This window comes from Sneathiella limimaris (assembly GCF_012932565.1).
Taxonomy (GTDB): Bacteria; Pseudomonadota; Alphaproteobacteria; order Sneathiellales; family Sneathiellaceae; genus Sneathiella; species Sneathiella limimaris.
In genome coordinates this window covers 21,805-34,590 of the sequence record NZ_JABBYJ010000002.1, presented here as the reverse complement: position 1 = coordinate 34,590, position 12,786 = coordinate 21,805, and the positions used below count along the sequence as shown (strand labels likewise).

The following is a 12,786-nucleotide window of genomic DNA, read 5'->3' as shown; positions in this document are numbered from 1 at the left end:
TCCAATTGCTAGTGAGATTGAAAAAATGTTTACGATAGCCAAAGCCAAAGCGGAATATGGGATCTGGTCCAGTGACCAGCCAGCTCTTGAAAAGCCAGGCCGCGGTATGGTTATGGTAGATGTCATTGCTGCTGGTATTTGTGGAACTGATTTTCATATTTACCAATGGGATAGCTGGTCATCTGGCCGTATCCGAACACCCATGACAATCGGGCATGAATTTGTCGGTGTTATCAGCGCTATTGGCGAAGAAGTCAGTGGCTTTGAAGTTGGGGAGCGGGTTTCCGCCGAGTGTCATATTGCCTGCGGTCAATGCACACTTTGTCGGACGGGAAATGCGCATATCTGCGAAAAAACCGAGATTATTGGTGTTGATCGGGCTGGTGCTTTTGCTGAACAAGTCTTGGTTCCTGCCACAAATCTATGGAAGGTGCCGGCTGCAATTCCGGATGAGCATGCCGCTGTTTTCGATCCGGTTGGCAACGCAATGCACATGGTGGCAACAGCCAAGGTTACGGCGAAAGATGTTTTGATTGTTGGCGGCGGTCCTATTGGCCTGTTTGCAGCGGCAATTGCAAAAGCGCACGGTGCCAGAACTGTTTCAGTGCAGGAGCCGAACCAGGCTAGATCGGCGATTGCTAGAAGCCTCGACATAGATCTTGTTGTCAATCCGCGGCACGAAACCTGTAAATCAGATATCCTGGATTTAACGAATGGGCATGGTCCTGATGTTGTGCTGGAGGTTAGTGGTAACGGCCGGGCCTTGAACGACGCATTGGAAATCGCTGCGCCCGGTGCGACTGTTGCGCTTTTAGGGATCCCTGGTGGTCCTGTTGAGCTGGATCTTGGTGGCAAGGTTGTAATGAAAGGTATTAGCCTGCTGGGTGTAACCGGTCGGCGTATGTATGAAACCTGGTATCAGGTGGAGGCGTTTATGCTGAAAAACCCCGAACTGATTGATAAGGTGATTACGCACACCTTACCTGCCAGAGATTTCGATACTGGCTTTAAGCTGATGGAAGAAGGGGCTTGCGGTAAAGTTGTGCTGGATTTCAAAAGCCTGAAAACAGGAGTTCTGCAATGAGCAATCAATTACTCGATCGTTTATCAGATAACCTGAAAGCGGCGGAAACTAGTGGTACTTATAAGCACTTGAAGTCAATTGAAGGTCCGATCGGTGCCCAGATCAAGTTGGAAGGGAAAGAAGGGGTATCCCTTCTGTCTTCAAATGATTATCTGGGATTGGCAAATCATCCAGAGGTCGTCGAGGCAGCGAGAGGTGCCTTGCTTGATTATGGTGCTAGCACTGCCTCTGTGCGGTTTATTTGTGGCACGCAAGATATCCACCAGCGACTTGAAGCTGCCTTGGCAGATTTGCATGGAACAGAAGCTGCATTGACCTACTCATCCTGTTGGGCCGCGAATACGGGTCTCTTCGCAGCCATCTGCGGGGAGGGGGACGTGATCCTTTCAGATGAGTTAAATCATGCCAGTTTGATCGATGGTATTAGGGCGACAGGAAAAGGAGTTGTCCGCAAGGTCTATAGTCATTCTGATATGGCAGATTTGGAACGGTTGCTAAAAGAATATTCAGGCTCACCCAGTCGGATCATCGTTACGGATGGTGTTTTCTCAATGGAGGGGGACATTGCACCCCTCGATCAGGTTGTCAAACTGGCTGAGGAGTATGACGCCTTAATTGTCTTGGATGATAGCCATGGTCTTGGCGTTCTGGGGGCAACTGGCCTTGGTGTCGCAGAACATTTCGGCGTATTGGATCAAATTGATATTTTTACGGGAACGCTTGGTAAAGCATTGGGGGCAGGAACTGGCGGATTTGTCGCAGGACCCAAGGCAGTTACTGAAACATTGATCCAGAAATCCCGGCCTCATTTGTTTTCAAATGCTCTTCCTCCATCTGTGGCGGCTGCGGGTCTCAAATCTATAGAGCTACTGAAATCTCATCCAGAGTGGGTTGCTGCCCTTCAAGAGAAGGCAGGATGGTTTCGAAATTACCTGAGAGAGTTGGGATTGTCTCCTCTGGAGGGGGATAGTGCCATCGTCCCTGTGATATTGGGTGAGACTTCAACTGCAATTCGTATTGCAGGCGAATTACTCAAAGAGGGTATTTTCGTTACTGGATTTGGATTTCCCGTTGTGCCTGAAGGGGAAGCGCGCCTGCGTTTCCAGGTATCTCGTGCGCATAGCAAAGAACAATTGGAAGAGGTTGCCATCACACTGAAAAAATGTCTGGAAAACTCCGGATTAGCCTGACCTTCAAACTCGCAATTTACTGGTGTGTGACGATCTGTAATGATCGTCACATTTTTCTCATTTTCAATTTACGTCATAAATAATTTAATAAATTCAAATGTTTGTGATGTGCGGCTAAATAAAAATTTTGCCGCCTCATACTTGATTTAATTCTAAATTAGAGCACTTCGTTAACATGAGCATATGCCAGAATTGGCATAAGTTGAGTTGTCACAGGACGGAGTGATTTACATGCCACGCAAGAAAGAAGACTTTAGGGAGATTATCAACAAAGACCACGAAGATCGTAAAAATCAGAGTTGGAGCGGAACGTTTTTGGACTATCTGGAACTTGTTCGGGAAACTCCAGAAATATACGCCCTCTCTCATAAGCATATGTATGATGTTATCGCAGGGACCGGGATGGTTCCAGCAGAGGAAATGGACGACAGCGCGAGAAGTTTGAAGCTGTGGGGGGACACACCACCCAAGATGTATAACTTCTTTAAAAATGAATTTTTTGGTGTTGAGCCTGCACTTGAAAAAATTGTCCGATACTTCCACGCCGCTGCAATGAAGGGTGAAGAAAGCCGGCAAGTTCTTTACCTAATGGGGCCCGTAGGTGCCGGTAAAAGCTCAATTTCCGAACATTTGAAACGCAAACTGACTGAAGCGCCACCAATTTATGTGATAGAGGGCTGCCCTATCAGAGAGGAACCCCTTCACTTAATTCCGCGTCCTCTTCGTGAGAAATTTAACGAAATGCTGGATGTGCAGATCGAGGGTGAATTGTGTCCTGTTTGTCGTCACCGCCTTGAGCATGAGTTCGATGGTAAGTATGAAAAATTCCCAGTAACAACAAGTACCTTTTCCAGAATGCATCGCAGGGGGATTGCTGTCGTTCCACCCGTGGATCCCAATAATCAGGATACATCCGTTCTGATCGGTTCTGAGGATATCTCAAAACTGGATCAGTATTCTGAAGGGGATCCGCGGGTTCTTGATCTCAATGGTGCTTTTAACGCAGGAAACCGGGGGATTGTCGAATTTATTGAGGTTTTCAAGAACGAAACTGAATATCTCCATTCAATTATTACGGCTACACAGGAAAAGTTCGTACCGGCGCCTGGTCGCCATGGAACCATTTATGTGGATTGCGTGATTTTGGCTCATTCAAACGAGGCGGAATGGCGAAGGTTCAAGGCTGATCACACAAACGAGGCAATTCTGGACCGAATTGTCACTGTTAGAGTGCCCTATAATTTGCGACTTAATGAAGAGATCCAGATTTATGAGAAAATGCTAGGACGCTCGGGCTTTAAGTCTCATATCGCACCTCACACCTTGGAGGTCGCAGCCATGTTCGCGATCATGAGCAGGCTTGAATAATCTCCAAAATGCGATGTGGTCACCAAGATGCGTCTCTATAATGGTGAGGACGTTGTTGAAAAAGGCCGTACCAAGAAAATTGACCTTCAGGAACTGAAGGAAGACGCGCTTAATGAGGGAATGAGTGGGATTTCCCCGCGTTTCATTATGAAGGCGATTGACACGGCGCTAACGGATAGTGTGGATGGAATTACACCAATTCATATCCGCGATGTCATGATTAAAATGGTCAAGGAAATGGAGTTTGCGGATGATGTGCGCAAATACTATCTGGAGCTGTTGCAAGACGTCATCCACAAGGCCTATCTGGAGATTTTAGAAAAAGAAATCACCAAAGCATTTGTCTATGCCTACGAGGAACAGGCGGAAACTCTGTTCCAGAATTATTTGGATCATGCCGAGGCCTACGTAAATAAAACCACTTTGAAAGATCGAAACTCCAGCGATGAGATGGAGCCTGACGAAAATTTCCTGAAAAATATTGAAGAACAAATCGCGATAATTGGCTCTTCTGTAGATGGTTTCCGTCAAGAGGTGATTTCATACCTCTGGTCAGTTGGTCGGCGCGGCAAGAAAGTGGATTATAAAAGTTACGATCCATTGCGAGAGGCGATTGAAAAGAAACTGATGGAATCTGTCAGGGACATCAGCCGGATTATTACTAAGGCAAGAACCCGGGATGAAGATCAGCAGGATAAGTTCAACGCGCTTGTCGAAAATATGTTGGAGCGGGGCTATACCGAATTTTCAGCAGATATAGTTCTGAAGTATGCCGCCAATCATCTTTGGAAGGATTAGAAAGGAGAGCTGAAATGGGTGCTATTTTCCGCCCTTATTCGCCTTCTGACAGTCTACAGTCTGATCGCTCATCTGGGGATCGGCAGCGGCATAAAGAGAAACTGCGGGAGGTTTTAAAAGAGAATGTCGCAGATGTAATTTCGGAGCAGTCGATCATTGGTCGCGCTTCAGACCAAATCATCAAAATTCCAATTCGTGGAATTAAAGAATATCGCTTTATCTATGGTCAGAACCAACCTCGTGTTGCCCAGGGAAATGGGGGGACTGAGGAGGGGCAGATTGTTGGTAAGGTTGATCAGGATGGCGACGGCAGCAAGCCAGGTGAGGGTGAGGCAGGTAATCAGCCTGGCGATGACTATTACGAGACAGACGTTACGCTTGATGAGTTGATTGAGTTGATGTTTGAAGATCTCGAGTTACCAGATCTTGAGAGTAAACCGTTAAGAGCTATCGAAGCGGAGTATACCCATAAACGAAGTGGGACTAAACGGGTCGGAATACGGGCCCACCTGGATAAGAAGAAGACGGCGAAAAGTCGCCTCCGTCGCAAATTTGTCCATCAAAAATTGGAAGCAGCCCGAACCGAGGATGCAGAGGCGATAGTCGATCCGCTCGAAGTTGAAGAAAAAGAACGTTTTCCATTTAATCAAAGGGATTTTCGCTACCACAGACATAAACCGGATATCCGTTATGAGAGCAATGCGGTGGTGATGTGTATTATGGATACATCTGGTTCCATGACGGTGCTGAAAAAATACTTGGCAAGAAGCTTCTTTTTCCTTCTTTACCAGTTTGTCCGACTAAAATACCGGAACACGGAACTCGTGTTTATCGCGCATGACTCAGCGGCGAAAGAAGTCAGTGAAGACGACTTTTTTCACAAGGGAGAATCCGGGGGAACTATGATTTCATCCGGCTATCAAAAAGCCCTTGATATTATTGATGAGAGATTTGATCCATCCCTTTGGAATATTTACGCATTTCATTGTTCGGATGGAGATAATTTTCAGGAGGATATTCCAAGAACGCTGGATTTGGCTGGCAAGCTTTGCGAGGTTTGCAACCTCTTTGGATATGGTGAGATTAAACCAGAAGGGACAATTTCTTGGGGAACACCGATGCTCGAGAAATACGATGATTTTTCAGAGAAGAACTTTACAACAGTCTGCATCACGTCAAAGGCAGATGTTTGGCCGAAATTCAAAGCTTTTCTGTCGCGAGAGCGAGAGAAGAGCAACGCTATTCATGCTGATCCAGAAAGCTGGGGGTAGCAGGCTATGGGACGGAGTTATGAGTTAAAAGATTTGGAAAAGTGGGAAGCCAGAATCTCTGAGAAAGTCGCTGAATTTGGTCTGGACTGTTATCCGCAGGAGTTTGAAATCTGTGATCATGTGCAGATGTTGGGGATGATGGCCTATCACGGTATGCCGTCTCATTACCCCCATTGGTCTTTTGGAAAATCATTTGAAAAGACTAAAACCTTTTATGATTACGGTGTGCAGGGCATTCCCTATGAAATGGTGATTAACAGTAACCCCTGTATTGCCGGTCTGATGAGGGATAATTCCTTATGCCTGCAGATCCTGACCATGGCGCATGTTTATGGGCATAATGATTTTTTCAAAAACAACTTCACGTTTTCCCATACTGAGGCGGATCGGGTCGTTGCTCGTTTCAAAGCGCATGCTGACAGGGTTCGGGGATATGTGGAAGACCCTTCAATTGGCCAAGAAGCTGTGGAGAGTATTCTTGATGCAGCGCATGCACTTTCATTCCATTGTCAAAAAAATCAAGGAATTCGCCGGAGGACTCATGAACAGCAGTTGGAGCGTGCGGTTCATCGGGTTGAAGCCGATAATAAGAAACAGAAGGCTGATGGCGAAGTGTTGAGCGAGCAAATAGTGCACAAGTTTCCAATTGAACCTGATGAAAATTTACTTCTTTTCATTCGCGATCAAAATCCGAGATTATCTGAATGGGAAAAAGACTTACTGACGATTGTTCATGAGGAAGCTCTTTATTTTCAGCCACAAATGGAAACAAAGATTATCAACGAGGGTTGGGCCTGCTATTGGCATCGAGAAATCATGAATAGTCTCGATCTGCCTTCCGATATTCATATGGAATTTTTGGTCCGCCACAATCAGGTGGTTCGTCCCATTCCTGGTGATATCAATCCATACAATATTGGTCTCACGCTCTGGGACCGGATTGAGGAAAAATTGATTGGAGAGGCGCGTGATCATTCAACTGATCAACAGCCCCTAGATGTTCGCGAGGCTCTCTTTGAAATTCGGGAAGTAGATCGTGATGCTTCCTTCATCCGGCGTTTTATGGATAGAGAGACTATGGAAAAACTGGACCTCTTCGAAGCGGAAGTTCAGCAATCAGAATGGATTGTGACCAAAACCTCTAACGAAGTGGATTGGAAAGATGTTCGGAACCTTTTAATTAAATCAGTAGGTCTGGGAGGCATTCCAAATATTCTTGTTACTGATGGCGATTGTGACGGAGCGCGTGGCTTAAAGCTCAGGCATGAGTTCGATGGTCGGGAGTTGGATGCCGGGTATGCTGAGAAAACGCTGGAGCATATCTACCGGCTATGGGGACGGAAAGTCTTTTTGGAAACACAGCTCAAGGAAAGCTCGGCCTGCTATGTTTTTGATGAAAAGGGATTGAGCATGACATCCGATTTGATGAAAGACCCAATCACAAGTTATTTTCTTCAGGATTGAATTGCCAGGTCCGATCCTTTAGAGGTCTAGTTAAGCATCAGGTGTTTGATTAACTTTCGATTGGTTCGTGGGGGATCTATGGCAATATCTACATTACCCTTATTTATTGGCGGTAAAGCTGTTTTCTCAAGTAGTGGGGAAACCTTTACTAACTATCGTCCAATGGACGGGGCTGTCGATAGGGAGATCAGTCTTGCGGGACCAGATGACGTTGAACTCGCGATTTCAGTAGCGCAGAATGCTCAAGAAGAATGGGCAACAGTGCCAGGGATTGAGAGAGGCCGTATTTTGTTGGCGGCGGCGCGAATTATGCGGGATCGTCGACAAGAGATAGCGGAAATTGAAACACTGGACACCGGTAAACCGATTTCAGAGACACCTTATGCTGATGTTGATAGTGCCATTGACGCCCTAGAGTTTTTTGGCGGGATTGCCATGGATATGAAAGGTGACTTTCATGATCTTGGAAACGGGTCAATGGCTTATTCCATTCGGGAACCTCTCGGTGTTTGCGCTGGTATCGGGGCTTGGAACTATCCTTTACAGATTGCGACCTGGAAATCTGCGCCGGCTCTGGCGGCTGGAAACGCAATGATTTTTAAGCCGTCTGAGCTCACGCCCTTGAACGCATATACTCTTGCCGAGATTTATAGGGAAGCAGGGCTTCCGGATGGCTTGTTCAATGTTGTTCAAGGAATGGGGCAGGTTGGGGCAATTCTGGCGTCACACCCAGGCATTGATAAGCTGACATTCACAGGGTCAGTCCCCACAGGCAAGAGGGTGCTCGAAGCCGCAGCTTCTACTGTGAAACATACCACTATGGAATTGGGGGGTAAGTCTCCTTTGATCATTTTTGAGGATGCGGATCTAGATAACGCTGTGGCTGCTGCGATGAATGCCAATTTTTATAGTCAGGGAGAGGTTTGCTCCAATGGGACGCGGGTATTTGTACATGCGTCAATCCGGGACATGTTTCTTGAAAAGCTGGTGGAGCGGACTGAGAAGATGGTCATTGGGGATCCAATGGCTGAAGAGACACATGTCGGTGCTCTGATTAGTGAAGACCATGGTGAGAAAGTTTTGTCTTATGTCGAGCTCGGTGTTCAACAGGGCGCAACGCTTATTACGGGCGGCGAAAGAGTAGAAGTGCCTGATATGGAAGGTGGCTTCTATATGTCTCCAGCCGTTTTTGCAGGGTGCGAAGATCATATGCGGATATGTCAGGAGGAAATTTTTGGTCCTGTAATGTCTGTTTTGACATTTCAGGACGAAAAAGAAGTCATTAAGCGGGCGAATAATACGGAATTTGGTTTGGCTGCAGGGTTATTTACAAAAGATCTGGCTCGCGCACATCGTGTCGTTCGCAAATTGCAGGCTGGGTCCTGCTGGGTAAATAACTATAACCTGACACCGGCCGGTGTTCCCTTCGGCGGCAGTAAGCAATCTGGAATCGGCCGTGAAAACTGTGCTCGTACCCTCGACCATTTCAGTGAAATTAAGAGCGTCTATGTTGAACTTGGGGATGTTGAGAGTAGTTACTGAGTGCGGAACATGGCAGCTATGCGCAGCAAATAATTGACAGGGAATAGAAAGCTTTTAGGCTTTCAGTCTTCCAAATAAAAACAAATCAGGACTGTTCTATGGAAGCCTGGATTCCCATAACAATTTTTGCAGCTTTTTTTCAGAATGTCAGAACTGCACTTCAAAAATACCTGAAGGATCGGTTGACGACAGGCGGCGCCACACATGTTCGCTTTTTCTACGCAATGCCTTTTGCGCTGATTTATGTGTTGGCTTTGCATCATGGTGGTGGGTTCGAATATTTTTCGCCAAACCCCGAATTTTTAACTTATGTGGTCGTTGGTGGGTTGTCTCAAATTCTGGCAACGGCGCTATTGGTTGCTCTTTTCTCTCTTAGAAATTTTGCTGTTGGAACCGTCTATAGTAAAACGGAAACAGTTCAGGCTGCAGTTTTTGGAATTGTCCTTCTGGGGGATCATTTGTCGGTTCCCGCTTTAATCGCCATTGCTATCAGTCTTGTTGGAATCATGTTGATCTCGGTGTCTGGTAGCCGCATCTCACTTAAAGAGCTGCTGGTTGGTTGGACAGGCAAGTCTGCCCTATATGGATTATTGTCCGGTGGCCTGTTTGGAATTTGCGCGGTTTGTTACAGAGCAGCTTCACTTTCCCTTGGTGGAGAGGGAGTATGGATGCAAGCAGCTACTTCAATCCTATTTGTTCTTATTTTTCAGTCAGTTGTTGTCACTATTTATCTGACGGTTTTTGAAAAAGGGCAATTCTCGCTTGTTCTCCGGTCATGGAGGGTTGCTGTTTGGGTCGGGGTCACAAGTATGTTAGGGTCAATCGGTTGGTTTACAGCGATGGCCTTGCAGAACGCGGCTTATGTACGGGCTGTTGGACAGATAGAACTCGTGTTTACTTTTTTAATCTCCTATTTCTATTTTAAGGAGAAAACTTCCCTTAATGAAGGAATGGGAATCTTACTGATTATTGCGGGAATCCTAGTCTTAGTTTTGGGATAATTACAAAAAGCCGATAATTTATCATCGTTTTGCAAAAAATTAAAAAATGGGCTTTGAATTCCAAAATTTATTTGTTTAAAGTTTGCGGCTTAAGTTGAAGTCAAACAAATGGAGGAGTGCTTTGGCCACCCGCTATACACCTGTCGAAATGATCGAAAAATTAGTTTCTTTCGACACGGTTTCCCGAAATTCGAATTTGGGACTTATTGATTTTGTTGCTGATTACTTGGAAGAGTACGGCGTAAAATCGGAAAAGATTTATAATGATGATGGCACCAAAGCGAACCTTTTTGCGACAGTAGGACCCGATATAGAAGGCGGTATTGTCCTCTCTGGTCATACAGATGTTGTTCCTGTCGATGGCCAGCCATGGGTAACTGACCCTTTTAAAGTGACTGAAAAAGACGGTAAGCTATACGGCCGGGGAACTTCTGATATGAAGAGCTTCTCTGCCATCGCGCTGTCTCAAGTTCCGTTGATGCTCGAAAAAAAGATTAAGCGCCCAATTCACTTTGCTCTGTCATATGATGAGGAAATTGGCTGTCTAGGCTCACCTCGCATGATCCAAAAAATGGTCGATGATGGAATGAAGCCACATGCAGTTGTAGTTGGTGAGCCAACCATGATGGGCATTGTGACCGCTCATAAAGGAATTTGGGGACTTAAAACAAAGGTTATTGGTAAAGAGGCGCACTCAAGCCTTGTCGAAGATGGCGTGAGTGCTGTCATGACGGCTGCAAAACTTGTCAACTTCATTGGCGAAATGATGGCTGAAAACAAGGCTAAGGCTGATCCAGATAGCCTTTATCACCCAGCCCCAGCTTATACCACTTTGCACGTTGGCGTGATGAATGGTGGGACAGCTATGAACATTATTTCCCGTGAATGTGAATTTGCATGGGATATTCGGTATATTTCTGACGATAACCCGCAGGATTTTGTCGATCGCTTCAATAAATACTGCGAGGAAGAGATTCTGCCAGCTATGAGAGCGATTGATCCTGAATGCTCTATAACGACAGAGCTTGTTTCTTCAACTTCAGCGCTTGGTCCGGAAGAAAAAGGTGCTGCGGAGGAGCTGTGCAAGAAGCTCACTGGTCGGAATAGTACTACATATGTTGCTTACGCTGCGGAAGCAGGGCAATTTCAAGATGCTGGCTACTCAACTGTAATTTGCGGACCGGGATCAATTGGAATTGCACACCAGCCAAATGAGTATATTGAGTTGTCTCAGGTCAAGGAATCCGAGCAATTTATACGCAAGCTTATTGATGATTTAGCAAATTAGGGAAGTAGACAGCATCACAACTATTGGGTACTCTCACTTCCTTATTCGACATACCAACAGGGTAACGGGATGTCGTTCCTCAGCATTTTAAATTGCTGAAACTTATGTAACCATGAACACAGGGAGATTTTTATGAAATTGCGTCATGGATTTTTAGCAGCAGCTGCAGCTGCCACACTGGCATTGTCTGCGCCTGTAGCTAAAGCGGAGACGTTCAAATTTGCTTTCCAGGGGAACTTGAGTTCCTTGGATCCGCATTCCTTGAACGAAACCTTCCTTTTGGGAACACTCGGTAACATCTATGAAGGTCTTGTCCTTTATGATGATAACCTTGCTGCTGTTCCTGGACTTGCAGAGTCCTGGGAGACAATTGAGCCAACTAAATGGAAGTTCAACCTGCGTAAAGGTGTAAAGTTCCATAACGGTAATGCTTTTACTGCTGATGACGTTGTATTCTCTTGGAAACGTGCCTTGAGCGAAGGGTCTGACCAGATTGCTCGCGCTTCCAAAATCAAAAACATCGAAGTTGTCGATGATCACACAATCATCATCGAAACACCTGCGCCAAACCCAATCCTGACCTCAGACCTTGCTTATATCTACATCATGGATAAGGAATGGTCTGTAGAAAATAAGACAGAAAACGCGACTAGTGCTTCTGCCGATAATTCAGGTAACTACGCGAACCTAAATGAAAATGGCACAGGTCCATTCGTGGTCGTTGAACATAAAGCGGACGTGAAGACAACATTCAAAAAGTTCGACGGCTATTGGGGGACAATGAAGTCTAACGTCACTGAAGTTGAGTTTACGCCTATTAAAGAAGCTGCAACTCGTGTTGCTGCTCTGATTTCAGGTGAATTGGATCTGGTATACCCAGTTCCTGTTCAGGACTGGAACCGTCTGGAAGAAGCTGCTGGCGTTAAGCCACTTGCTGGTCCAGAGGCGCGTACAATCTTCCTTGGAATGGATCAGGGACGTGATGAGCTTCTCTATTCCAACATTAAGGGTAAGAACCCATTCAAGGACGTTCGTGTTCGTCAGGCATTCGCACATGCTCTGAACCTGGATGCAATCAAGAAGAAAGTTATGCGCGGCGCATCAACTCCTTCTGGTTTGATGGTTGCACCTCAAATCAATGGTCATATTCCTGAGCTGAATACTCCATACGCATACGATCCTGCTAAATCCAAAGAACTTCTGGCTGAAGCCGGATATCCAGATGGATTTGAAGTGACTATGGACTGCCCGAATAACCGTTATGTAAATGACGAAAAAATCTGTCAGGCAGTTGTGTCTATGCTGGCTAAAGTTGGTGTTAAAGTTGACCTGCTTGCGCAACCTAAATCCAAATACTTTGGTAAGGTTCTGGCAACAGGTGGTTACGACACAAGCTTCTACCTTCTCGGCTGGACACCAGGTACTATGGATGCCGAAAACGTCTTCTCTTCTCTGATCACATGTCAGAACAAAGAAGCCAAAAAAGGTATGTTCAACCTGGGTAACTACTGTAACCCAGAAGTTGACGCACTGGCTGAGAAGATCGGTTCAGAGACTGATCAGGCGAAACGGAATGCTATGATCAAAGAAGCATTCTCAATCGTTCAGAAAGAATACGGTTACCTGCCACTTCATCAGCAGCCTCTGTCTTGGGGTGTTAAAGATGGCGTTACTGTAAACCAGCGTGCTGATAACGTACTTGATTTCCGCTATGTGGTAGTCAACTAATTAGCCGTTCGATTTAGGGCCTGCAAACGCAGGCCCTATTTTTATTTTAATA

Annotated in this window: 8 protein-coding genes and 1 pseudogene; all 9 read left to right on the top strand. The window is 45.9% G+C overall.

What is annotated here, in order from left to right:
- Window positions 1–25: 25 nt before the first annotated feature.
- On the top strand, window positions 26–1,084 hold the full coding sequence (tdh, locus tag HH301_RS13815) for an L-threonine 3-dehydrogenase (protein ID WP_169569619.1): 1,059 nt from the start codon (window positions 26–28) through the stop codon (window positions 1,082–1,084).
- Window positions 1,081–2,274 (top strand): glycine C-acetyltransferase, encoded by a 1,194-nt coding sequence (locus HH301_RS13810; RefSeq protein ID WP_169569618.1) that lies wholly within the window; start codon window positions 1,081–1,083, stop codon window positions 2,272–2,274. Before tdh ends, HH301_RS13810 begins: the two co-directional genes overlap by 4 nt.
- Before the next feature lie 231 nt (window positions 2,275–2,505).
- A pseudogene (locus HH301_RS17980) lies at window positions 2,506–4,440 on the top strand (serine protein kinase).
- A 14-nt stretch (window positions 4,441–4,454) separates the two neighbouring features.
- Entirely contained in the window at window positions 4,455–5,711 is a 1,257-nt protein-coding gene (locus HH301_RS13800) for a YeaH/YhbH family protein (protein ID WP_169569617.1), read from the top strand.
- Between the two features lie 6 nt (window positions 5,712–5,717).
- Window positions 5,718–7,175 carry a SpoVR family protein gene (locus HH301_RS13795; RefSeq protein WP_169569616.1) on the top strand — a complete coding sequence of 486 codons (1,458 nt, stop codon included), beginning with the start codon at window positions 5,718–5,720 and terminating at the stop codon, window positions 7,173–7,175.
- Between the two features lie 78 nt (window positions 7,176–7,253).
- Entirely contained in the window at window positions 7,254–8,717 is a 1,464-nt protein-coding gene (gene betB, locus HH301_RS13790; RefSeq protein ID WP_169569615.1) for a betaine-aldehyde dehydrogenase, read from the top strand.
- 98 nt (window positions 8,718–8,815) lie between these two features.
- A complete protein-coding gene (locus HH301_RS13785) occupies window positions 8,816–9,718 on the top strand; it encodes an EamA family transporter (protein ID WP_169569614.1) in 903 nt (300 codons plus the stop codon).
- Window positions 9,719–9,839: 121 nt separating this feature from the next.
- The gene (gene argE, locus HH301_RS13780) at window positions 9,840–11,006 is read left to right on the top strand and encodes an acetylornithine deacetylase (protein WP_169569613.1); all 1,167 of its coding nucleotides are present in this window, start codon (window positions 9,840–9,842) and stop codon (window positions 11,004–11,006) included.
- Between the two features lie 132 nt (window positions 11,007–11,138).
- Window positions 11,139–12,734 carry an ABC transporter substrate-binding protein gene (locus tag HH301_RS13775; protein ID WP_169569612.1) on the top strand — a complete coding sequence of 532 codons (1,596 nt, stop codon included), beginning with the start codon at window positions 11,139–11,141 and terminating at the stop codon, window positions 12,732–12,734.
- The last annotated feature ends 52 nt before the right edge of the window (window positions 12,735–12,786 follow it).

Coding starts and splice junctions, on each gene's coding strand:
- tdh (WP_169569619.1), top strand. CDS start 26: ATGTTTACGATAGCCAAAGCCAAAGCGGAATATGGGATCTGGTCCAGT.
- HH301_RS13810 (WP_169569618.1), top strand. CDS start 1,081: ATGAGCAATCAATTACTCGATCGTTTATCAGATAACCTGAAAGCGGCG.
- HH301_RS13800 (WP_169569617.1), top strand. CDS start 4,455: ATGGGTGCTATTTTCCGCCCTTATTCGCCTTCTGACAGTCTACAGTCT.
- HH301_RS13795 (WP_169569616.1), top strand. CDS start 5,718: ATGGGACGGAGTTATGAGTTAAAAGATTTGGAAAAGTGGGAAGCCAGA.
- betB (WP_169569615.1), top strand. CDS start 7,254: ATGGCAATATCTACATTACCCTTATTTATTGGCGGTAAAGCTGTTTTC.
- HH301_RS13785 (WP_169569614.1), top strand. CDS start 8,816: ATGGAAGCCTGGATTCCCATAACAATTTTTGCAGCTTTTTTTCAGAAT.
- HH301_RS13775 (WP_169569612.1), top strand. CDS start 11,139: ATGAAATTGCGTCATGGATTTTTAGCAGCAGCTGCAGCTGCCACACTG.